This is a genomic window from Pseudomonas sp. S8 (genome assembly GCF_050473925.1).
Classification (GTDB): domain Bacteria; phylum Pseudomonadota; class Gammaproteobacteria; order Pseudomonadales; family Pseudomonadaceae; genus Aquipseudomonas; species Aquipseudomonas parakoreensis.
Genome location: NZ_JBFDVZ010000016.1, coordinates 2518180 through 2539848, shown reverse-complemented (window position 1 = coordinate 2539848; position 21669 = coordinate 2518180). Strand labels below are relative to the sequence as shown.

The following is a 21669-nucleotide window of genomic DNA, read 5'->3' as shown; positions in this document are numbered from 1 at the left end:
CCTTGCGAGCAAGTCTCACCGCGGAATGTCCGCTGGACGCAGTCTTGCGTAGCTGAATCGGGTAACCGGAAGGCTACGCAAGCAGCAGTCACAGGTGGCGCGGCACTCATCAAGAGCGCAGCGCCGAATGCGCAGTACCTAACGAAGACGGTAAAAAGCATGAATCTTCACGAGTATCAGGGTAAGCAGCTGTTCGCTGAATACGGCCTGCCAGTTTCCACTGGTTACGCAGTAGACACCCCGGAAGCAGCAGCAGAAGCTTGCGACAAAATCGGCGGCAGCGAGTGGGTTGTCAAAGCCCAGGTCCACGCCGGTGGTCGCGGTAAAGCGGGCGGCGTCAAGCTGGTTCGCAACAAAGAAGACGCCAAGGCCTTCGCACAGCAGTGGCTGGGCAAGCGTCTGGTGACTTACCAGACTGACGCCAATGGTCAGCCAGTCACCAAGATCCTGGTTGAATCGTGCACTGATATCGCTAAAGAGCTGTACCTGGGCGCTGTCGTTGACCGTTCGAGCCGTCGCATCGTGTTCATGGCTTCCACCGAAGGTGGCGTGGACATCGAGAAAATCGCTCACGACACTCCAGAAAAAATTCTGAAAGCCACTATCGATCCACTGGTTGGCGCTCAGCCATTCCAGGGTCGCGAGCTGGCGTTCCAACTGGGTCTGGAAGGCAAGCAAGTTGCCCAGTTCGCCAAGATCTTCGTCGGTCTGGCCAAACTGTTCCAGGATCACGATCTGGCCCTGCTGGAAGTGAACCCGCTGGTGATCAAGGCTGACGGCGATCTGCACTGCCTGGACGCCAAGATCAACATCGACGCCAACGCCATGTACCGTCAGCCTAAGCTGAAGACTTTCCACGATCCGTCGCAAGACGATCCGCGCGAAGCGCACGCTGCCAAGTTCGAACTGAACTACGTAGCCCTGGAAGGCAACATCGGCTGCATGGTCAACGGTGCCGGCCTGGCCATGGGTACCATGGACATCGTCAACCTGCACGGCGGCAAGCCAGCCAACTTCCTCGACGTAGGTGGTGGTGCTACCAAAGAGCGCGTGACCGAAGCCTTCAAGATCATCCTGTCCGACACCAACGTCGCTGCAGTACTGGTCAACATCTTCGGTGGCATCGTTCGCTGCGACATGATTGCCGAAGGCATCATCGGCGCCGTGAAAGAAGTCGGCGTGAAAATCCCGGTTGTTGTTCGCCTTGAAGGCAACAACGCTGAGCTGGGCGCTAAAGTACTGGCAGAAAGCGGTTTGAACATCATCGCTGCTACCAGCCTGACCGACGCTGCTCAACAAGTTGTCAAAGCTGCGGAGGGCAAATAATGAGCGTCCTGATCAATAAAGACACCAAAGTTATCTGCCAGGGTATTACCGGTTCGCAAGGTAGTTTCCACACCCAGCAAGCCATCGAATACGGCACCAAGATGGTTGGTGGTGTAACTCCGGGCAAAGGCGGCACCGAGCACCTGGGTCTGCCAGTGTTCAACACCGTTAAAGACGCAGTCGCAGCCACTGGCGCTACCGCCAGCGTGATCTACGTTCCGGCTCCTTTCTGCAAGGACTCGATCCTGGAAGCAGCGTTCGGCGGCATCAAGCTGATCGTTTGCATCACCGAAGGCATTCCTACCCTGGACATGCTGGACGCTAAAGTTAAGTGCGACGAGCTGGGTGTTACCCTGATCGGCCCTAACTGCCCAGGCGTGATCACTCCAGGCGAATGCAAGATCGGCATCATGCCAGGTCACATTCACTTGCCAGGCAAGGTCGGTATCGTTTCGCGTTCCGGCACCCTGACCTACGAAGCTGTGAAGCAGACCACTGACGCCGGTTTCGGTCAGTCGACTTGCGTCGGCATCGGTGGTGACCCGATCCCGGGTTCGAACTTCATCGACATCCTGAAGCTGTTCCAGGAAGACCCGAAGACCGAAGCGATCGTGATGATCGGCGAGATCGGTGGTTCGGCTGAAGAAGAAGCGGCTGCCTACATCAAGGCACACGTGACCAAGCCGGTTGTTTCCTACATCGCGGGTGTGACTGCTCCTCCGGGCAAGCGCATGGGCCATGCTGGCGCAATCATCTCTGGCGGCAAAGGCACTGCAGACGAGAAATTCGCTGCGCTGCAAGACGCAGGCGTAAAAACCGTGCGTTCGCTGGCAGACATCGGCAAGGCCTTGGCCGAGCTGACCGGTTGGGCTGTCAAGTAAGCCTCGTGCTTGACTGACGCTTCACCAGACAAAGGCCACCTTCGGGTGGCCTTTGTTGTTTCTGAAGATCAAAAGATCGCAGCCTTCGGCAGCTCCTACAGATGATCCTGTGTAGGAGCTGCCGAAGGCTGCGATCTTTTGATCTTTGCGTTCTTTATGAAATTTAGATGCGTAAACGCGACACCGACACGTCGTGTATCGGATAGTTCGCCCTCAAACAGTGCGTTTGTCAGACAAATTCGTTAGGCTAGCAGCCATTTTTGCGTCTGCCGCCCACAAGGCATGCAACGCGCTAAACGGGTCAGCCCCATACGGACTGACAGCATTTCCCTGACCCAAAAGGGAAATCCCCCTCTAAATTCCGATTCAGTAGTGTGGTATTTCCTTAATGAAAGTTTTGAAAGGTCAGGACATCCTGGCACTGGGCTTTATGACATTTGCCCTGTTTGTCGGGGCCGGCAACATCATTTTCCCGCCTATCGTCGGCCTGCAGTCCGGATCTAACGTCTGGATGGCGGCGCTGGGCTTTTTGATCACGGCAGTCGGCCTGCCGGTGGTCACGGTTGTCGCTCTGGCCAAGGTCGGGGGTGCGATGGATGCGCTGAGCAGCCCGATTGGCAAGATCGCCGGTGGTGTCCTCGCCGCGGCGTGCTACCTGGCGGTCGGCCCGTTGTTCGCCACCCCGCGGACTGCGACCGTCTCCTTTGAAGTGGGTCTGGCGCCACTGACCGGCGAAAGTCCGCTGGCGCTGTTCCTCTACAGCTCGGTGTACTTCCTGTTGGTGTTCTTCATCTCGCTGTATCCGGGCCGTCTGCTCGATACCGTGGGGCGTTTCCTCGCGCCGCTGAAAATCATCGCCCTGGCGGTACTCGGCATCGCCGCGTTCGCCTTGCCGGCCGGTGATATTGGCCAGGCTACGCCTGAATACGTCGCGGCACCGTTCTCCCAGGGCTTCATCAATGGTTACCTGACCATGGATACCCTCGGCGCGCTGGTCTTCGGCATCGTCATCGTCAACGCGATCCGCTCCCGTGGCGTCGAGTCGCCTGCGCTGATCACCCGTTACGCGATCATTGCCGGCCTGATCGCCGGTGTCGGTCTGGCGCTGGTGTACATCAGCCTGTTCCGCCTTGGCTCCGGCAGCCATGAAGTCGCGGTCGGTGCCACTAACGGCGCGGCAGTGCTGCATGCTTACGTGCAACACACCTTCGGTTCGCTGGGCAGCGGTTTCCTCGCGGTGCTGATCTCCCTGGCCTGTCTGGTCACGGCGGTCGGTCTGACCTGCGCCTGCGCCGAATACTTCAGTCGCGTACTGCCACTGTCCTACAAGACCCTGGTGATCATCCTGGCCGCGTTCTCGCTGCTGGTGTCGAACCTGGGCCTGACCAAGCTGATCGCGTTCTCGATCCCGGTACTGACCGCAATCTACCCGCCGTGCATCGTTCTGGTGGCCCTGAGCTTCTGCAAGGACTTCTGGCATGAACACGGGCGGATCCTCGGCCCGGTCATGCTGGTGTCGTTCCTGTTCGGCACCATCGACGCGCTCAAGGGCGCCGGTCTGGCTGACTGGATGCCTTCGCAGCTGGCGCACCTGCCGCTGAGTGAGCAGGGTTTGGCCTGGCTGGTGCCATGCGTGATGACACTGGTGGTCGCCGTGGTCTGCGATCGCCTGCTGGGCAAGCGCAGCGAAGCCGTTGCCTGACGTTGTCTGACCCGCCACAAGCGGGTCTTCAGCGCTTAAACAGAAATGCCCCGTATCAATCGATACGGGGCATTTTTTATGGGCGTCTGGCAGTGTCTTTTTTCGCGAGCTAACGTCGAAAGGTTGCCGAAGTCTTAATGTGGGAGCGAGCCTGCTCGCGAAAGCGTTGTGTCAGCCGCCATCAATGTTGTGCGATACGCCGCTTTCGCGAGCAGGCTCGCTCCCACAGGTAGCATCCATACTCCACAGGGAATTGCATGTCGTTTATCCAAGCCAACCTGATCCACCTGCTGGCCGCGCTCTGGTTTGTCATCTGCTGGGGCGGCTACACCCGTTATGCGTCGTGGAAGGCCCGCGACACTGCGTGTCTGGCCAGTGTGTTGCACCTGTATCGCGAAGACTGGATGCGCCGCATGCTCCTGCGTGACAACCGCATCGCCGACGCCAGCGTTATCGGCAATCTGGAGCGTAACGCCTCGTTCTTCGCCTCCAGCACCCTGATTATTCTTGCCGGTATTCTGACCGTGCTCGGTGCGTCCGAACGCGCCGTGTCGTTGCTGGCGGATATCCCGATGGTGCAGCAGGCATCGCAGGGCATGTCGGAGATCAAGTTGCTGTGCCTGGCGCTGGTGTTCGTCTATGCGTTTTTCACGTTCAGTTGGTGCATGCGTCAGTACAACTTTGCCGCGGTACTGGTCGGCTCAGCGCCAATGATTGGCGAGCGCCAAGTGTCCGAGCAGGAGCGCAAGGCGTTCGCACTGCGGGCGGCACGGGTGATTTCGATGGCGGCCAACCAGTTCAACTTCGGTCTGCGTTCCTACTACTTCGGCATGAGCATGCTGGCGTGGTTTGTCAGCCCGTGGTTGTTCATGTTGATGAGTGCCGGTGTGGTTCTAGTGTTGTACCGCCGCGAGTTTCACTCCGACGTGCTCGATGTGATGGTCTATACCCCTACAGAGGCGCCATTACCCGAAACCAATAAAGAGGCCGCTTGATGAGTATTCCGTTCTGGTGTGTGTTTATCAGTGCATTGTTGATCTACATCGCGCGTATGCCGGTGGGTAAAGCCATGAAAGAGCAGGGCGGTTACAACAACCACCTGCCGCGCCAACAACAGGCGCAACTCACTGGTTATGGCGCGCGGGCGCTGGCGGCGCATCAGAACTGCATCGAAGCGTTCATCCTGTTCGCCGTGGGTGTGCTGATGGCGCACACCACGCAAACCCAAGGCTGGTTGATTGATGCTCTGGCAATCATCTTTGTGATCGCGCGGATTCTTTACGTGTGGTTGTATCTGGCGGATAAACCAGCCCTGCGCAGTCTGGTGTGGCTGGTCGGCCTGCTCTGCAGTTTGTTGCTGATGATTAGTCCGACTTTTAGAACCGTATTGCTCTAAGAAAGCCTCTAAGCCAAGACTGACCAAAAATCACAGGCAAAAGAAAACCCGCACTTGGCGGGTTTTCTTTTTCTGCATCAAGTCGCAATTATTGCTTCTTGGCAGCTTCTTCTTGAGCAGCTTGATTCGATTCAGCCTGAGCTTTGGCAGCTTCGGCGTTTTCTTTTGCTGCGTCGTTCACTTTATCCTGAGCTTTGTTCATGTCTTGCTGAGCTTGCTCAGCATGTTGGTTGGCATCTTGAGCTTTGTCCTCGGATTTTTTATCGCAGGCAGCGAGACCGAGGGAAGCGGTCAACATCAAGGCAATAGCTAAAGTCTTACGCATGGGGTGTTTCTCCTTATGGAAAATAACTACTGGCCTTAAGAGCGCAGCGCCAAAGGTTAAGTTCCTCATTTTGTTCAGATATATAAGTTTGTTTTTCAGTGGAACTTTTGCCGTATTGCTTACTACTGGCAAAAGGCTCTAACGAGAGTAATTATCAAATGGCTGAAAACCCCGTTTTTGAGCGCGCGACACGCTTTCTCTCGGCCCTGCGCCATTGTCAGGTGCTCGGTTTGACGGTGCACAGCGCCAGCAGCGAAGGGCTGACGGTGAAGCTGCCGTACAGCGCGCAAATCGTTGGCAATCCGCAAACCGGGGTCATCCACGGCGGCGCGATTACTTCGCTGATGGACACTGCATGCGGTATGTCCACATTGTGCGTGCTCCCGGAATTCGAAGTCTGCCCGACCTTGGACCTGCGCATCGACTACATGCACGCCGCCGAGCCGAACAAGGACGTCTACGGTTTCGCCGAGTGTTATCGGGTCACCACCGATGTGATCTTCGCTCGCGGTTTTGCCTATCAGGACGATCCGCAGCAACCCATAGCCCATGTTGTTGGCACGTTCATGCGCATGGGCAAGGGGCTGAAAGGCTCCCAGGGATTTGGTGGCAGGATCAAAGGAGAACTTCGATGAGCGATGACTGGAAGCAACAACTGCTGCTGGCTCACGCCCAGGGCGATTACGCGCCTTTGCTGCAGATGATTCCCTACGCCGGGCTGATCGGCGTCGAATGCTCGCGAGTCGGTGATGACCTGCTGTTCAAGCTGCCGGCGAACAAGGACAACATTGGTAACCCTTTATTGCCTGCGATCCATGGCGGGGTGATCGCCGGATTCATGGAGCTGGCAGCCGCGTTGCATTTGTTGATCTTCACCGGAGCGCCCGGGGTACCGAAGATCATCGATTTTTCCCTGGATTACCTGCGCGCCGGGCAGTTTCGCGACACTTGGGCCAAATGTCAGGTCTGCCGTCAGGGCCGGCGCGTGGCCAACGTCGCCATTGCGGCCTGGCAAAGTACCGAGAGCGAACCGATCGCCACCGCCCGTGCACACTTCAAAATCGATGAGCCCTTGAAATCCTGAACGCTGCCCCCAACTCAGTGAACAACCCGCCGCCGACCCTCCGGGTCGCGGCCACTGCCATCTGATTGGAGTTTGATGACCATGAGTGTGGAAACTCAAAAGGAAACCCTGGGCTTCCAGACCGAGGTAAAGCAGCTGCTGCACCTCATGATCCATTCGCTGTATTCCAACAAGGAAATCTTCCTTCGCGAATTGATCTCGAACGCCTCTGACGCTGTCGACAAGCTGCGCTTCGAAGCTCTGGCCAAGCCGGAATTGCTCGAAGGTGGCGCTGAACTGAAAATCCGTGTGAGCTTCGACAAGGACGCCAAGACCGTCACCCTCGAAGACAACGGTATCGGCATGAACCGTGACGATGTGATCACCCACCTGGGGACCATCGCCAAGTCGGGCACCGCCGATTTCATGAAGAATCTCTCGGGCGATCAGAAGAAAGATTCGCACCTGATCGGCCAATTCGGTGTCGGCTTCTACTCGGCGTTCATCGTTGCCGACCAGGTTGATGTGTATTCCCGTCGCGCCGGCACTCCTGCCAGCGAAGGCGTGCACTGGTCGTCGAAAGGCGAGGGCGAATTCGAAGTCGCCACCATCGACAAGCCAGAACGCGGCACCCGCATCGTCCTGCACCTGAAATCCGGTGAAGACGAGTTCGCCGACGGCTGGCGTCTGCGCAACATCATCAAGAAATACTCCGACCACATCGCGCTGCCGATCGAGCTGCCGAAAGAAGTCACTGCCGCTGAAGGCGAAGAGAAGCCTGCCGTTGAATGGGAAACCGTCAACCGCGCCAGCGCCCTGTGGACCCGTCCGCGCACTGAAGTGAAGGACGAGGAATACCAGGAGTTCTACAAGCACATCGCTCACGACTTCGAAAACCCGCTGGCCTGGAGCCACAACAAGGTCGAAGGCAAGCTCGAGTACAGCTCGCTGCTGTACGTGCCGGCCCGTGCGCCGTTCGACCTGTACCAGCGTGAAGCGCCGAAAGGCCTGAAGCTCTACGTGCAGCGCGTGTTCGTGATGGATCAGGCCGAGTCGTTCCTGCCGCTGTACCTGCGCTTCATCAAGGGTGTGGTCGATTCCAACGACCTGTCGCTGAACGTGTCGCGGGAAATCCTGCAGAAAGACCCGATCATCGACTCGATGAAGTCGGCGCTGACCAAGCGCGTGCTGGACATGCTGGAAAAGCTGGCGAAGAACGAGCCTGAGCAATACAAGGGCTTCTGGAAAAACTTCGGTCAGGTCATGAAAGAAGGCCCGGCAGAAGATTTCGCCAACAAGGAAAAAATTGCCGGTCTGCTGCGCTTCGCATCGACCACCGAAGGTGACGGCGAGCAGATCGTCGGTCTGGCTGACTACCTGGCGCGCGCCAAGGAAGGTCAGGACAAGATCTACTACCTCACCGGTGAAACCTACGCGCAGGTCAAGAACAGCCCGCACCTGGAAGTCTTCCGCAAGAAAGGCATCGAAGTGCTGCTGCTGACCGACCGTATCGACGAGTGGCTGATGAGCTACCTCAGCGAATTCGACGGCAAGACCTTTGTCGACGTGGCACGCGGTGACCTCGATCTGGGCAACCTGGACTCGGAAGAGGACAAGAAAGCCGCAGAAGAAGTCGCGAAATCCAAGGAAGGTCTGGTCGAGCGTCTGAAAACCGCGCTGGGCGATTCCGTTGCTGAGGTTCGCGTCTCTCATCGTCTGACCGACTCGCCAGCCATTCTGGCCATCGGCGAACAGGACCTGGGCCTGCAAATGCGCCAGATCCTCGAAGCCAGCGGACAAAAAGTGCCGGAGTCGAAGCCGATCTTCGAATTCAACCCGAGCCACCCGCTGATCGAGAAACTCGATGGCGAGCAGAACGAAGCGCGTTTTGGCGACCTGTCGCACATCCTCTTCGATCAGGCCGCTCTGGCGGCTGGCGAAAGCTTGAAAGACCCGGCCGCTTATGTGACCCGTCTGAACAAGCTGCTGGTTGAGCTGTCAGCCTAATCACGATGTAGAAAAACCCGCTTCGGCGGGTTTTTTCATTCTGGTGTTTAACTAATCAGGAGTCAGAAATGAGCCAAGTTACTGTTCGTTCCGTGGTCTATCAGTTGGATGGTCAGCCCTATGAAGGTCGTCTGGCGTTCGACGCCGAGCACAAGGGCGCACGCCCGGGCCTGTTGATGGCACCGAACTGGATGGGCGTCAGCGCCGGGGCGGAAGAAATCGCCAAATCGGTCGCGGCCAAGGGCTACGTGGTGTTGATTGCTGACGTGTATGGCCAGGCAGTACGTCCGCAGAACGCTGACGAGGCCGGCGCGGCGATGATGCCGCTGAAGAACGATCGTGCACTGCTGCGCAAGCGTATGCAGGCGGCGTTCGAACAATTGCAGAAGCAGGGCGAGGCGGCGGTCGATACCTCGAAGCTGGCAGTGTTCGGGTTCTGCTTCGGTGGTTGCTGTGCGCTGGATCTGGCGCGTACCGGTGCGCCGGTGAAGGCGGCGGTGTCGTTCCACGGCACGCTGGATTCGCCGAATCCGGCGGATGCAAAGAACATCAAGGGCTCGGTGCTGGTGCTGCACGGCGCTTCCGACCCGTTGGTGCCGAAAGAGCAATTGCCGGCGTTCGAAGATGAAATGAACGCGGCGAAGGTCGATTGGCAGTTGCTCAGCTATGGCGGTGCGGTGCACTCATTCACCGATCCGCATGCCAATGTGCCAGGCAAGATGATGTACGACGCGAAGACCGCCCAGCGTGCGTTCAAGTCGATGCATGATTTGCTGGAAGAAGTGTTCAAAGGCTGATTGTGCAGTCAGGCATTGACTCGGTCGGTGCCTGATCTGGCCTCATCGCTGGCAAGCCAGCTCCCACAGTGTTCGATTCGTTTGCTGGATATTTGTCCGGCGCTAAACCTGTGGGAGCTGGCTTGCCAGCGATGGCTGACTAACAGGCGACACAGAGCTAAGGCAATTCAATCCGCTCAACTTCCCCCGGTACCGTCGGCCAATCCCCGGCCGCCCACTTGCGCCGCGCCTCATCGATCGCCGCCGGATCGCTCGCGACGAAATTCCAGTTGATCCGCCGTGGCCCGTCCAGTGCTGCGCCGCCAAACACCACCGCGTGCACATCGCTCTCGGCAAACAGACTCATCGCTTCCCCGCCCGGCAACACCGCCAGCGCGTGGGGTTCGAGGGGCTCGCCATTCAATTGCGCATCGCCACTCAGCACATACACCGCGCGTTCTGCGTGCTCGGTCGGGATCAGCAGTGTGGTCGCGGTCTGCATCTTCACTTCGGCATACAGCGTAGGAGAAAGCACCGGCACCGGCGATTCCAGGCAAAAGCCTGACCCGGCAATCATCCGAATCTGCACGCCAAGGTTATCGCTGACCGGCAAGGTTGCGGCCGGGTGATGGCTGTAATGCCCAGGGCCTTGCTCATGATCCTTGGGCGAAGCCAGCCAGATCTGCAAACCGTGCATCGTGAAGCTTTGCGCCCACAACGGCGCGGGCGTGCGCTCGACATGGGCAATCGCACTGCCGGCGGTCATCCAGCTGACATCGCCGGCGCTGACCACTTGATCGGAGCCAAGGCTGTCCTTGTGCTGGATCTGCCCTTCGAAGAGGTAGGTCAGGGTCGACAGACCAATGTGCGGATGCTGTCGGATGTTCATGCCTTTGCCCGTCGGATAAACCGTCTCGAGCATGTGGTCGAAAAATACAAATGGCCCGACGCTGCGGCATTTGGCTGACGGCAGCGGGCGCAGGATCGGCTGGCCTTCGACGTCTTCGGCGCGCGGGCGGATGATCAGTGGTTGCGTATCCATGGTGCATTCCAGGCTGAGCGGGTGATGCCAGAAGCATAACCCGCCGCTGGCAAGAGGGTGATTACTGGCTGTCGAAGCCTTGTGGAGCGTGGGTTTCGATGCTGACGTCGGTGGTGGTCATCAGTTTGTGGATCGGGCAGCGATCGGCGACGCGCAGCAGTTCTTCACGCTGGGCATCGGTGAGGACGCCCTTGAGGGTAAGCGTCACATGCAGGGCATATTTGCCTTTCTGCTCTTCGCTGTTGTCGCGTTTGACCTCGACACCCACGCCGGTCAGCGGGATGTCTTTCTTCTTCGCGTACATTTTCAGGGTCAGGGCTTTGCAGGCACCGAGCGCGGCGTCGAAGTAGTCGTGTGGCTCGGGTGCCGAGCCTTCGCCGCCGGCAGACTTCGGCACGTCGGCAAACAATTCGTGGTCATCGATCCGTACGGTGTGACGAAAACCTTCGGCGGAGACGGTATTGACGGTAACAGTCATGGCAACCTCACTGGCAGTAGGAAAAAGTCGTGCGATCAAAAAAGACCTTGCAGTTATAGAGCATTCCCACAGAGCCGCGTTCCACTTTCCTGCAGGATGAACCCTTGTTGTCGGCTCAAGGTCTAGGCTATGCCTACCTGTCGGAGATTACTTGTGTCCCTGTTTCGTTTGAGTCTTGCCTGCCTGCTGGCATGTGCCGGTACCGCCAGCGCCCGCGATTACACTTACAGCGATGCGCACCTGCACTATGTGGATTTTTTCCAGGAGACCGCCGGCATGGCGAAATTGCTCACGGCCATGCAGGACAATTCCATCGACCATGTGATGATTTCCGGCATTCCCGTGGCGAAGAAATGGCATGAAGACGAACCCAAACGTCCACGCTATTACGCCGGTGATGACGCCGACGCCTACTGGTACAGCGCCACCGACGTGATCGTTGCCGATGCCGTGCAGAAACTGACGCCGGAGCAGCGTCTGCACTTTCATCCATTCCTCTCGGGCTTCAACCCTAACGACAAGAACTCTGCCGCACACATCCAGCGCCTGCTCGATCTGTATCCGGGTCTGTGGCAGGGCATCGGCGAAGTGTTCACCCGCCATGATGACCTGACGGCACTGACCGCTGGCGATACCCCTCGGGCCAATAACGAAGCGATGAAGCGGATATATCACCTGGCCGCCGAAAACGATCTGCCGGTGATGCTGCATTCCAACATCACCTCCAAGCGTGAGAAAAATCCGCTGTACCTGAAGGAAGTCGAAGAACCGCTGCGAAATCACCCGCACACCCGGTTCATCTGGGCGCACGCCGGCACCAGTGCGGAGATCCATCGGCACCAGACGCAGCTGGAATTCCTTCTGCCCACCGTCAGCCGGATGTTGGAGGCTTACCCGAATCTGTTCATCGATCTGTCGTGGAGCATGCTCACGCCGTATCTGCTGGATGAGCAGGGCAAGCCGCGTGCGCAATGGCTGGCATTGGTGGAGAAATACCCTGAGCGCTTTATGCTGGGTTCGGATGTTGTAGGCCGATTCAACAAGCTCGGTGAGGAAATGCGCAGTTTCACGCCGTTCCTTGATGCCTTGCCCGAAGACGTGGCGCGTAAAGTCGCCCGGGATAATTTCCTGGCGATATTGCCGCGAACAGCAGCAAAGTCCGGGAAATCCGCGCTGAATCGTTAATGCCGAGGGTTCGAAGTATCAAGGCCTTTTGATATCACCTTTTCGTCTTACGCAAATTTGCGCGGGGCCGATACCTTCTAGAGCAACCAGCTGCAGGGTTGATGCAGCGCTTTTGGAAGGAACCAGAGTAATGAGCATCCGTAGTCTCAATATTGCGCCGCGTGCCGGCCTGGGTTTTGGTGTGTTGGCCTTGATGGTGTTTGCCTTGGGGGCGTTCGCCCTGCTGCAAATGTCGAACATGCGCGCCCAGTCGGATGAGGTCGACAACAACTGGCTGCCGAGCGTGATGGCGGTTGGCGAGATGAGTCAGGACATGCTGCGCCTGCGTGCGCTGACCATGCGTCTGTTGCTCAATCGGGATCCGCAGGCGCTGGCGCAGAATGTTGCCAAGCTCAATGACCTGCGCGGTGTGTTGAGCGAAGCCCAGCAACGCTATGACGTGTTGATCGTGCTGCCCGAAGAGCGCAAGTTGTTCGACCGCTTCAAGGTCGCCGAGCACCAGTATCTGGAGTTTCAGGCACAAGTCATGCAGTTGTCCGCGCAGAATCGGGTGGAGGAGGCGGCGGCCATTCTCAACGGTGAGATGAGCCCCTTGGCGGACGACATGGCGGTCACCCTCAAAGAGTTGGTCGAGCTGAACAAGCACAACGCCAACCTTGCCACCGAAGCGGCGCGCCTGGTCTTCATCAATTCGCGGGTGTGGGTCGGGGTGATGATGGGCATCACTGCGCTGATCACCATCGGTCTGGCGTTGTTGCTGACCCGCAGCATCGTCTTGCCTCTGACGCAGTCGCTGGGCGTGGCGGAAGTGGTGGCCGGTGGCGATCTGACGGGCGATATCAATATCTCCGGCAAGGACGAACCGGCGCGGCTGCTGCAGGCGCTGAAAAGCATGCAGCACAACCTGCGCGACACCATCCGGCAGATTTCCGAGTCGTCCAGTCAGTTGGCTTCGGCTTCGGAGGAGCTGAGTTGTGTCACCGAAGACGCCACACGTGGGCTGCACCAGCAGAGCCTGGAGATTGAACAGGCCGCCACCGCGGTCAATCAGATGACGGCTGCCGTTGAGGAAGTGGCGAGCAATGCGGTGGCGACGTCCGAGGCGTCACGCGAGTCTGATCGCATCGCCCAGCGTGGTCGCGAGCAGGTCCGGCAGACCGTGACATCAATCGAATCCCTGGCAGATGACGTCACGTCGAATGCCACGCAGGTGGAGGATCTGGCGCAGAAGGTTCACGGCATCAGCAAGGTGCTGGATGTGATCCGCTCGATTGCCGAGCAGACCAATCTGCTGGCGCTAAACGCTGCGATCGAGGCCGCGCGGGCCGGCGATGCCGGTCGCGGCTTCGCGGTGGTGGCCGATGAAGTGCGGGCGTTGGCGCACCGCACGCAACAATCGACCCAGGAAATCGAGCAGATGATCGGCGGTATCCAGCAGGGCACCGATTCGGCGGTCAATTCGATGCAGCAGAGCAGCCTTCGCGCCAATTCAACGCTGGAACTGGCGAAGGCGGCGGGTGAGGCGCTGGAAGAAATCGCCTCGGCGTTCACCTTGATCAACGAGCGCAACCTGGTGATCGCCAGTGCCTCGGAAGAGCAGGCGGCAGTGGCGCGGGAGGTGGACCGCAATCTGATGAATATTCGCGATCTGGCGACGCAGACTTCTGCCGGGGCTAATCAGACCAGTGCGGCGAGCCAGGAGTTGTCGCGGCTGGCGGTGGATTTGAACAATATGGTGGCCAAATTTTCGGTCTGATCTGACCGCTGAAGATCGAGCTGAACCCTGTGGGAGCGAGCAGGCTCGCTCCCACAGGGGGATATGTGTCGTCGCGAAAACTGCAGGCATAAAAAAGCCCCGCATCTGCGGGGCTTTTTGTTGTAGCGGCGGATCAGCTGCCTTTAACGGTTTTGCCGTTGACCGTGCCGTCCTGGAGCATGATGTTGTACTCCTTGCCGTCGGTTTCAACCTGTTGCAGGCGGACCAGCAGGTAATCCCAATCCTTGGCGAACCACAGCACGGTGGTGCGCTTGCTTTGTGTCGGATCGCGCACGCGCTCGACCTTGATTGCATCGATCTTGCCGGCCTTGGTGTCGACTTTCTCGGCACCCAGTACACGGAAGTCATAGGTATCGACTTCACCGTCATCGACCACCTGGTAGCTCATGGTCTTCTTGCCGGAGGCGACGTCGTGCTGCAGCGCCAGTTGATAGGTCGACTTGTCGACCATGCCACGGTTCAGCGGGATCTTCACCGCGTCGCCACGGTCGGTGCCGGTGACCATCTTGCTGTTCCAGTCGAAGTCCAGATCAGCCTTTTTCGCTTTGCCCAGACCGCCACGTTCGAAGTGGTAGGACTGCGGCAGCAGGGTGTCCTTGTCCAGGGTCAGGGTGCTTTCTTCCGTCAGGCTGGCGATCATCATCGACGCCTTGAAGCTGAGTTTCCAGACGCCGTTGGCTTCCTTGGTCAGGCTGCGTTCGGCGGTGCCACTCATGGGCAACTGTTTCCAGTCGGCAGTGTAGCTGGCGGAGAACGGTTGAAGGTCTGCCGCCTGCGCGAAGGGCAGGGCGAGCAGAGCGCAAGCGAAGAGCAGGGCGCGACGCATAAAATCTCCTAGTGTCGAATCAAGTGGCCGCTGGCCGCGAGTAACTGGCCATCCAGTAAAGCACCTTGCTCACCGAGTGCCAGTCGGCCTTCGGCAAACCAGCGTACAGCCATCGGGTAGATCAGGTGTTCCTGGACATGCACTCGCTGCGCAAGTGTCTGCGGCGTGTCGTGCAACTCTACCGGTATTACTGCCTGTACGACCAGTGGTCCACCATCGAGTTCCTCGGTGACGAAGTGCACGGAGCAGCCGTGTTCCGCGTCGCCGGCCTCAAGCGCCCGCTGATGAGTGTGTAACCCTTTGTATTTGGGCAGCAGCGACGGGTGGATATTGAGCAGGCGACCCTGGTAGTGACGCACGAAATCAGCGCTGAGAATGCGCATGAAGCCGGCCAGCACCACGAGTTTCGGTTTGAATTCGTCGATCAGTTCGATCAGGGCCGCATCGAAGGCCTCACGACCTTCGAAGGCCTTGTGATCCAGCGAGCGGGTGGCGATACCCGCGTCACTGGCGCGTTGCAGGCCGTAGGCGTCGGCGCGGTTGGAAATCACCGCGGCGATGCGGACCGGACTGTCGCCGGTCCGCGTGCTGTCGATCAGAGCCTGCAAGTTACTGCCGGTGCCGGACAACAGCACCACGACATCACAGGTCTGGGACATCAGTGAGCCTTGAGGTTTTTCAGCTCGACTTGAGCGGCGCCTTCGGCAGCGGCAGCGATCTGGCCGATGACCCAAGGTTGCTCGCCGGCATCACGCAGGGTGTTCAGGGTCACTTCAACGTGCACCTGAGCCACGCAGATGACCATGCCAACGCCGCAGTTCAGTACGCGGTGCATCTCGGTCTCGTCAACGTTGCCTTTCTCTTGCAGCCAGTCGAAGACCGCCGGGCGAGTCCAGCTGGCCACGTCAACCACGGCCTGAGCGCCTTTTGGCAGAACGCGCGGGATGTTGTCCAGCAGGCCGCCACCGGTGATGTGGGCCATGGCTTTGACCGCGCCGGTGTCTTTGATCAGCTTGAGCAGCGGCTTCACGTAGATGCGGGTCGGGGCCATCAGCAGGTCGGTCAGCGGTTTGCCGTCGAGCTGAACGGTTTCGATGTCGGCGCCGGACACTTCGATGATCTTGCGGATCAGCGAGTAGCCGTTGGAGTGCGGGCCGGACGATGGCAGGGCGATCAGCGCGTCACCGGTGGCCACTTTCGAACCGTCGATGATGTCGGCTTTTTCCACGACGCCGACGCAGAAGCCGGCCAGGTCGTAGTCTTCGCCTTCATACATGCCAGGCATTTCAGCGGTTTCGCCGCCAACCAGAGAGCAACCAGCCAGTTCGCAGCCTGCACCGATACCGGTGACCACGGTGGCAGCCACGTCGACGTTCAGCTTGCCGGTGGCGTAGTAGTCGAGAAAGAACAGCGGTTCAGCGCCGCACACCACCAGATCGTTGACGCACATGGCGACCAGGTCCTGGCCGATGCTGTCGTGCTTGTTCAGGTTCAGCGCCAGGCGCAGCTTGGTGCCGACGCCATCAGTACCGGATACCAGCACCGGCTGTTTGTAACCGGCCGGGATCTCGCAGAGGGCGCCGAAACCGCCCAGGCCGCCCATGACTTCCGGGCGCGCAGTGCGCTTGGCGACGCTCTTGATGCGTTCGACCAATGCTTCACCGGCGTCGATGTCTACACCGGCGTCCTTGTAGCTCAGGGAGGGTTGCTTGCTCATGATCCAGGCCTTTAGGGGAGGGGATTCAGGGGTAACGACCGAGTTCAGCGGGAACATCGAAATCGAGAGGGCGATGGCCTTGCGCGAATTTCGGGGTGCCCGGCTGTTGCCGGTCTGCGAAGGCGCGCGATTTTATCAGGCTTGAGGGGCAGCGGCCATCCTCGCGCCGACGGGCAGGGGCATAATCGACTGAAATTTTTTGCAATTGTGCCGGGCGGCTGCCTGTATAAGGTGTGCCGATTAACCGTCTATCGTTATCACTGTGCAAAAACTTACCGCTAGCGTGTGAATGTTTTGCGATGGCAGATTGTCACAGCCTTGCTTAACCGGTTCACGCGGCCTGTTCCAGCCGCTCCTGTCGACGGGAATTTTCCATGCGTTTTTGTAAATTGTTGGTTGTGGGTTGTTTGTCCGTGGTCAGCCTGGCGAGTCATGCCGAAAACCTCAAAGGTCTCTATCAAGTGCGTCAGCCGGTCAGCAGCCAGGCGCCGGAAGAGCGCGATCGCGCCACGCAGGCGGCGCTGGATACGCTGGTGTTGCGCCTGACCGGTGACCCCAAGGCTCCGCAGAATCCGGGGCTGGCAGCGATTCGCAAGGATCCGCAGCAGATCATCAGTCAGTTCGGTTTCGATGCCGGGCCGCCGGAGGTGCTCAAGGTCGATTTCGATCCGGCCACCACCGAGCAGGCGCTGCGTCGCGCCGGGCTGTCATTGTGGGGGGCGAGTCGGCCGTCGATTCTGAGCTGGTGGCTGAACGATTCGACTGAAGGTTCGAGCTTGGTCGGCGACGGTCAGGCAGCGGCTGCACCGTTGCGCTCTGCGGCCCAGCATCGCGGCTTGCCGCTGCGTTTGCCGCTGGCGGATCTGAGTGAGCAACTGGTGGCCACCGCGCCAGTGCTGGATGGCACCGATCCCGCGCCATTGCGCGGCGCTTCGGAGCGTTACGGCGCGGATGCGTTGCTGGCGGTGCATGCGCACGAAGAGGCCGGGCAGTGGCAGGCCAAGTGGCATCTGTGGCTAGGTGATCAGAAAGAGGCCGGCAGCGTACAGGGTGCCGATCAGGCTGCCTTGGCCGATGCGGTGATGCTGGCGGTGGCCGAGCGTCTGGCGCCGCGCTTTGTCGCCAAGCCTGGTGCTTCGGGCCAACAGACCCTGGAAGTGCAGGGCATGAATCTTGAGCATTACGCCACACTGCTGCGGTTACTCGAACCGTTTGGTGTGCGTCTGCAAAGTGTCGATGGTGATCGCATCGTGTATCGGGTCAACGGCAGTGCCGATCAGTTGCGCGCGCAGTTGTCGCTGGCGAAGTTGCAGGAGTTGCCGGCCGAAGCGCCTACGCCAGTAGCAGCGCCGCAGCCAGCCGTCGCAGGTGCGACGCCTGTTGCGGCACCAACGCCTGCACCGGTAGCACCTTCGTTGCGGTTTCGCTGGTAAGTCTTTCCTTATATAGAAGCAGGAGTGATACATGGCCGATACGCGGCGTTGGTTCTGGCTCGGTGGGGTGGTCCTGCTTTGCGCGTTTGTCTGGTTGCTGCACCCGATCCTCACGCCGTTTCTGGTGGCGTTGCTGCTGGCGTACCTGTTCGATCCGCTGGTGGATCGGTTGGAGAAACTCGGTTTGTCGCGAACCTGGGGTGTGATCGCGGTGTTCGCCTTGTTCACTCTGATCGTCACCACGTTGCTGTTGGTGCTGGTGCCGATGCTTGCCAAGCAGTTGGTGCGTTTGTATGAGTTGGCGCCGCAGATGCTCGACTGGCTGCAGCACACGGCGCTGCCGTGGGCGCAGTCGAAACTGGGCCTGTCGGACGGTTTCTGGAAGTTCGACAAGGTCAAGGCCGCGATCAGCGAGCACATGGGGCAGACCACTGACATCGTCGGTGTGGTGCTGAGTCAGGCCACGGCTTCAAGCCTGGCGCTGATCGGCTGGCTGGCGAATCTGGTGTTGATTCCGGTGGTGAGTTTCTACCTGCTACGCGACTGGGACGTGATGATGGCCAAGATCCGCAGCCTGCTGCCGCGTGACCGTGAAGAAACCATCGTCTCGCTCGCGGGTGAGTGCCATGAGGTGCTCGGCGCGTTCGTGCGCGGTCAATTGCTGGTGATGCTGGCGCTGGGCGTGATCTACGCAGCGGGTCTGATGATCGTTGGGCTGGAACTGGGGCTGTTGATCGGCCTGATCGCTGGTCTGGCGGCCATCGTGCCGTACATGGGCTTCGTGATCGGGATTGGCGCGGCACTGATTGCCGGTTTGTTCCAGTTCGGTGGTGATCTGTATCCGATGATCGGAATCGTGGCGGTGTTCATGGTCGGGCAGGCGCTCGAAGGCATGGTGCTGACGCCTTTGCTGGTGGGTGACCGGATCGGTCTGCATCCGGTGGCGGTGATCTTCGCGATCCTGGCCGGCGGCGAGCTGTTCGGCTTTACCGGAGTGCTGCTGGCATTGCCGGTGGCGGCGGTGATCATGGTGCTGGTGCGTCACGTGCACGATTTGTACAAGGACTCGGATATTTACAGCGGGACCGATGAGCCCGAGCTGTGATCCGATCACGGGCGGTCCGGCATTGTGCCGGGTTGGCCCGTGTTTTGCGGTGGATTGTTTCGCTAACGCGTCAGAGAAACTGTCATAAAACCAGCGTGTTAACGCAAACCTTTGATTTTGCTTGGGGTCTGTCGCATTGTGCGCTCAGCTTCACGGGTATAAACTTCGCAAACTTTACACAGAGGCCACTAACGGTTCCTTGAGAACTGTTCAGTCAGCATGAAACCGATTCAGCTGCCCCTAGGTGTGCGTCTGCGTGACGACGCCACCTTCATCAACTACTACCCAGGCGCCAATGCCGCTGCACTCGGCTATGTCGAGCGCCTATGCGAAGCCGACGCCGGTTGGACCGAAAGCCTGATCTACCTGTGGGGCAAGCACGGGGTAGGGCGTACGCATCTGTTGCAGGCGGCTTGCCTGCGCTTTGAGCAGATGGGTGAGCCGGCGGTGTACCTGCCGCTGGCCGAATTGATGGATCGCGGTATCGAAATCCTCGACAACCTTGAGCAGTACGAACTGGTCTGCCTGGATGACTTGCAGGTGATTGCCGGCAAGCCGGACTGGGAAGAGGCGATGTTTCATCTGTTCAACCGCTTGCGTGACAGCGGTCGGCGTTTGCTGATTGCCGCTTCAACCTCGCCACGCGAGCTGCCGGTGAAACTGGCTGACCTCAAATCGCGCCTGACGCTGGCGCTGATCTTCCAGATGCGCCCGCTTTCCGATGAAGATAAATTGCGTGCCCTGCAATTGCGTGCTTCGCGTCGCGGCCTGCACCTGACCGATGAAGTCGGACACTTTATTCTGACCCGCGGCACCCGCAGCATGAGTGCACTGTTCGACCTGCTCGAACAGCTGGATCAGGCCTCGTTGCAGGCGCAACGCAAGCTGACAATTCCGTTCCTGAAGGAAACCCTCGGCTGGTAGTGCAGCCCTTTAAATCCGCAGGTTTCAGGCGGTTTCGACATATTTCAGGCGCCAGAAATCCCGCATTTCCACACGGTGTGCAGACTGCGTATCGAGTCAAATGGGCTTAAGCGCTTAGATGTAAACGAGAAACCGGGAAGTCACAAAAAGATCGATTGAATTTGCAAATGAGGCCGATAGCGGGCATAGTCTCGGCTTCTTTACAACTTCAGCCACGGTCGTGCCCATGCTAAATCGCTTCGCACCCCTCGTGCCTCTCGCACTCGTCACCCTGTTGTTCGGTTGCGCTGCTCATTCTCCAGTTCAAGAGCAGCCTCAACAGGTTAAAAATTCTGCCACCGCCCAGTCTTCCGTTATTTACCAGGAAGAGCTGGCCACCGAAAAAGAACTCGCCGATTTCAACGGCAAGAAGCCCTATGAGCTTCCGGTTCTGGCCGACAGCATCCTCGAACGCGGCATGTCCCTGATCGGTACCCGTTACCGTTTCGGCGGTACCTCTGAAGCCGGTTTCGACTGCAGCGGTTTCATCGGTTATCTGTTCCGCGAAGAGGCCGGCATGAATCTGCCGCGCTCCACCCGCGAAATGATCAATGTGGATGCGCCTCTGGTCTCGCGCGGTAATCTTGAGCCGGGCGATCTGCTGTTCTTCGCCACAAATGGTCGTCGCGGTCGTGTAAGCCACGCCGGGATCTACCTGGGTGACAACCAGTTCATTCATTCCAGCAGCCGTCGCAGCGGCGGTGTCCGCATTGACAGCCTGGGTGACAGCTACTGGAGCAAGACCTTCATCGAAGCCAAGCGCGCCCTCGCAATGGCACCGACCGTGGTTACCGCTCGCAAGTAATTCCCCGTTGTCGCCACGTCCGTGGCGACAAAAACGGTTCCCGGCAAGGGAGTAGACCTAGACTTTACAAGGTGAAGTTAAAGTCTTACTTGAAGTTTGCCGTGTAGCCGCTAGAATCCTGTATCTATATTGATGGCAAACCGCCTGCGTGCTCCGCAGGCGGTTTTGTTTCTGTCCATTCGGCAGAGAAAGCCGCAGCCAGATCAGGATGTTCTGCTTATGACGATGTCGGCCCGCCTCACATTGATTTTCTTCGCAGCGCTGCTCAGCGCTTGCGCCAGCCGCACTCCGCCGCCTGCGCCTGTGGTACGCGCTCCGGTGGTGTTCGGGCCCTCCCAGGCTTTTTCGCCGGCTGCTGAAGACGTGCTGTTTCGCGCGCTGGGCCTGGTTGGCACGCCTTATCGCTGGGGCGGCAACACACCAGACTCCGGGTTTGATTGCAGCGGCCTGATCGGTTTCGTCTACCGCGATGCCGCCGGCATCTCCTTGCCGCGCTCCACCCGCGAGATGATCGTGATGCAAGCGCCGAATGTCGGCAAAGAGGGTTTGCAGACTGGCGACCTGATCTTCTTCGCCACCAATGGTGGCTCTCAGGTCAGCCATGCGGGGATCTACGTGGGGGAAGGTCGCTTCGTGCATGCGCCAGCAACCGGCGGCACAGTGAAGCTGGACAGCCTGTCGAAGGCGTATTGGCAGAAGGCGTATCTGAGTGCCAAGCGGGTGTTGCAGCCGGAGCATCTGGCGCATAACCCCTAGTAAAAATCGCAGCAATCCTAATGTGGGAGCGAGCCTGCTCGCGAAAGCGGTGTATCAGTCAACTCAATGAAGGCTGACACTCCGCATTCGCGAGCAGGCTCGCTCC

Annotated in this window: 22 protein-coding genes; 16 read left to right on the top strand and 6 right to left on the bottom strand. The window is 59.0% G+C overall.

What is annotated here, in order from left to right; translation table 11 throughout:
- Nucleotides 1-159 precede the first annotated feature (159 nt).
- The 5 genes from sucC (at nucleotide 160) to AB1J88_RS12520 (ending at nucleotide 5305) form a co-directional block, all read left to right on the top strand.
- Complete coding sequence (gene sucC, locus AB1J88_RS12540) at nucleotides 160-1326, top strand: ADP-forming succinate--CoA ligase subunit beta (protein ID WP_003223015.1); 1167 nt, start codon at nucleotides 160-162, stop codon at nucleotides 1324-1326.
- Nucleotides 1326-2207 (top strand): succinate--CoA ligase subunit alpha, encoded by an 882-nt coding sequence (gene sucD / locus AB1J88_RS12535; protein ID WP_003223019.1) that lies wholly within the window; start codon nucleotides 1326-1328, stop codon nucleotides 2205-2207. Before sucC ends, sucD begins: the two co-directional genes overlap by 1 nt.
- A gap of 388 nt (nucleotides 2208-2595) precedes the next feature.
- Nucleotides 2596-3909, top strand: a complete 1314-nt coding sequence (brnQ, locus tag AB1J88_RS12530) for a branched-chain amino acid transport system II carrier protein (RefSeq protein WP_430291192.1) — start codon at nucleotides 2596-2598, stop codon at nucleotides 3907-3909.
- Between the two features lie 257 nt (nucleotides 3910-4166).
- Entirely contained in the window at nucleotides 4167-4904 is a 738-nt protein-coding gene (locus AB1J88_RS12525; protein WP_003223022.1) for a DUF599 domain-containing protein, read from the top strand.
- Complete coding sequence (locus AB1J88_RS12520) at nucleotides 4904-5305, top strand: MAPEG family protein (protein WP_041074377.1); 402 nt, start codon at nucleotides 4904-4906, stop codon at nucleotides 5303-5305. The genes AB1J88_RS12525 and AB1J88_RS12520 overlap by 1 nt, the downstream gene beginning before the upstream one ends.
- A gap of 88 nt (nucleotides 5306-5393) precedes the next feature.
- On the opposite strand, the gene AB1J88_RS12515 is transcribed toward AB1J88_RS12520, so the two are convergent.
- Nucleotides 5394-5630 carry a hypothetical protein gene (locus AB1J88_RS12515; protein ID WP_007962865.1) on the bottom strand — a complete coding sequence of 79 codons (237 nt, stop codon included), beginning with the start codon at nucleotides 5628-5630 and terminating at the stop codon, nucleotides 5394-5396.
- A gap of 158 nt (nucleotides 5631-5788) precedes the next feature.
- Between AB1J88_RS12515 and AB1J88_RS12510 the strand changes: the two genes are divergently transcribed.
- The 4 genes from AB1J88_RS12510 to AB1J88_RS12495 all read left to right on the top strand — a co-directional run bounded on the left by AB1J88_RS12510 (nucleotide 5789) and on the right by AB1J88_RS12495 (nucleotide 9497).
- Entirely contained in the window at nucleotides 5789-6265 is a 477-nt protein-coding gene (locus tag AB1J88_RS12510; RefSeq protein WP_222015721.1) for a PaaI family thioesterase, read from the top strand.
- Nucleotides 6262-6714 (top strand): PaaI family thioesterase, encoded by a 453-nt coding sequence (locus tag AB1J88_RS12505; protein WP_108182076.1) that lies wholly within the window; start codon nucleotides 6262-6264, stop codon nucleotides 6712-6714. Before AB1J88_RS12510 ends, AB1J88_RS12505 begins: the two co-directional genes overlap by 4 nt.
- A gap of 81 nt (nucleotides 6715-6795) precedes the next feature.
- Nucleotides 6796-8700: a molecular chaperone HtpG gene (gene htpG, locus AB1J88_RS12500; protein WP_430291191.1), complete on the top strand. Its 1905-nt coding sequence runs from the start codon at nucleotides 6796-6798 to the stop codon at nucleotides 8698-8700.
- A 68-nt stretch (nucleotides 8701-8768) separates the two neighbouring features.
- Nucleotides 8769-9497: a dienelactone hydrolase family protein gene (locus AB1J88_RS12495; protein WP_430291190.1), complete on the top strand. Its 729-nt coding sequence runs from the start codon at nucleotides 8769-8771 to the stop codon at nucleotides 9495-9497.
- A 157-nt stretch (nucleotides 9498-9654) separates the two neighbouring features.
- On the opposite strand, the gene AB1J88_RS12490 is transcribed toward AB1J88_RS12495, so the two are convergent.
- On the bottom strand, nucleotides 9655-10518 hold the full coding sequence (locus AB1J88_RS12490) for a pirin family protein (protein WP_430291189.1): 864 nt from the start codon (nucleotides 10516-10518) through the stop codon (nucleotides 9655-9657).
- Nucleotides 10519-10579: 61 nt separating this feature from the next.
- Nucleotides 10580-10996 (bottom strand): OsmC family protein, encoded by a 417-nt coding sequence (locus AB1J88_RS12485; protein ID WP_430291188.1) that lies wholly within the window; start codon nucleotides 10994-10996, stop codon nucleotides 10580-10582.
- A gap of 129 nt (nucleotides 10997-11125) precedes the next feature.
- Here AB1J88_RS12485 and AB1J88_RS12480 point away from each other — a divergent pair, with 129 nt between their 5' ends.
- On the top strand, nucleotides 11126-12181 hold the full coding sequence (locus AB1J88_RS12480; protein ID WP_108182079.1) for an amidohydrolase family protein: 1056 nt from the start codon (nucleotides 11126-11128) through the stop codon (nucleotides 12179-12181).
- Nucleotides 12182-12311: 130 nt separating this feature from the next.
- On the top strand, nucleotides 12312-13937 hold the full coding sequence (locus AB1J88_RS12475) for a methyl-accepting chemotaxis protein (RefSeq protein WP_430291187.1): 1626 nt from the start codon (nucleotides 12312-12314) through the stop codon (nucleotides 13935-13937).
- A gap of 133 nt (nucleotides 13938-14070) precedes the next feature.
- Here AB1J88_RS12475 and AB1J88_RS12470 read toward each other — a convergent pair whose 3' ends face one another.
- Genes AB1J88_RS12470 through purM form a run of 3 tightly spaced genes read right to left on the bottom strand, consistent with a single transcriptional unit; the run spans nucleotide 14071 to nucleotide 16501 of the window.
- On the bottom strand, nucleotides 14071-14784 hold the full coding sequence (locus tag AB1J88_RS12470; RefSeq protein ID WP_041074363.1) for a DUF3108 domain-containing protein: 714 nt from the start codon (nucleotides 14782-14784) through the stop codon (nucleotides 14071-14073).
- A gap of 8 nt (nucleotides 14785-14792) precedes the next feature.
- Nucleotides 14793-15443, bottom strand: a complete 651-nt coding sequence (gene purN, locus AB1J88_RS12465) for a phosphoribosylglycinamide formyltransferase (protein ID WP_041074361.1) — start codon at nucleotides 15441-15443, stop codon at nucleotides 14793-14795.
- On the bottom strand, nucleotides 15443-16501 hold the full coding sequence (gene purM / locus AB1J88_RS12460) for a phosphoribosylformylglycinamidine cyclo-ligase (protein WP_430291186.1): 1059 nt from the start codon (nucleotides 16499-16501) through the stop codon (nucleotides 15443-15445). Before purM ends, purN begins: the two co-directional genes overlap by 1 nt.
- A gap of 374 nt (nucleotides 16502-16875) precedes the next feature.
- Between purM and AB1J88_RS12455 the strand changes: the two genes are divergently transcribed.
- The 5 genes from AB1J88_RS12455 (at nucleotide 16876) to AB1J88_RS12435 (ending at nucleotide 21563) form a co-directional block, all read left to right on the top strand.
- Nucleotides 16876-17934, top strand: coding sequence for a DUF2066 domain-containing protein (locus AB1J88_RS12455; RefSeq protein WP_430291185.1), 1059 nt, complete (start codon nucleotides 16876-16878; stop codon nucleotides 17932-17934).
- A gap of 31 nt (nucleotides 17935-17965) precedes the next feature.
- Complete coding sequence (locus AB1J88_RS12450; RefSeq protein WP_222015709.1) at nucleotides 17966-19039, top strand: AI-2E family transporter; 1074 nt, start codon at nucleotides 17966-17968, stop codon at nucleotides 19037-19039.
- 219 nt (nucleotides 19040-19258) lie between these two features.
- Nucleotides 19259-19963 carry a DnaA regulatory inactivator Hda gene (gene hda, locus AB1J88_RS12445; protein ID WP_025111852.1) on the top strand — a complete coding sequence of 235 codons (705 nt, stop codon included), beginning with the start codon at nucleotides 19259-19261 and terminating at the stop codon, nucleotides 19961-19963.
- 226 nt (nucleotides 19964-20189) lie between these two features.
- A complete protein-coding gene (locus tag AB1J88_RS12440) occupies nucleotides 20190-20807 on the top strand; it encodes a C40 family peptidase (RefSeq protein WP_041074354.1) in 618 nt (205 codons plus the stop codon).
- 219 nt (nucleotides 20808-21026) lie between these two features.
- Nucleotides 21027-21563, top strand: coding sequence for a C40 family peptidase (locus AB1J88_RS12435; protein WP_034156233.1), 537 nt, complete (start codon nucleotides 21027-21029; stop codon nucleotides 21561-21563).
- Nucleotides 21564-21669 lie beyond the last annotated feature (106 nt).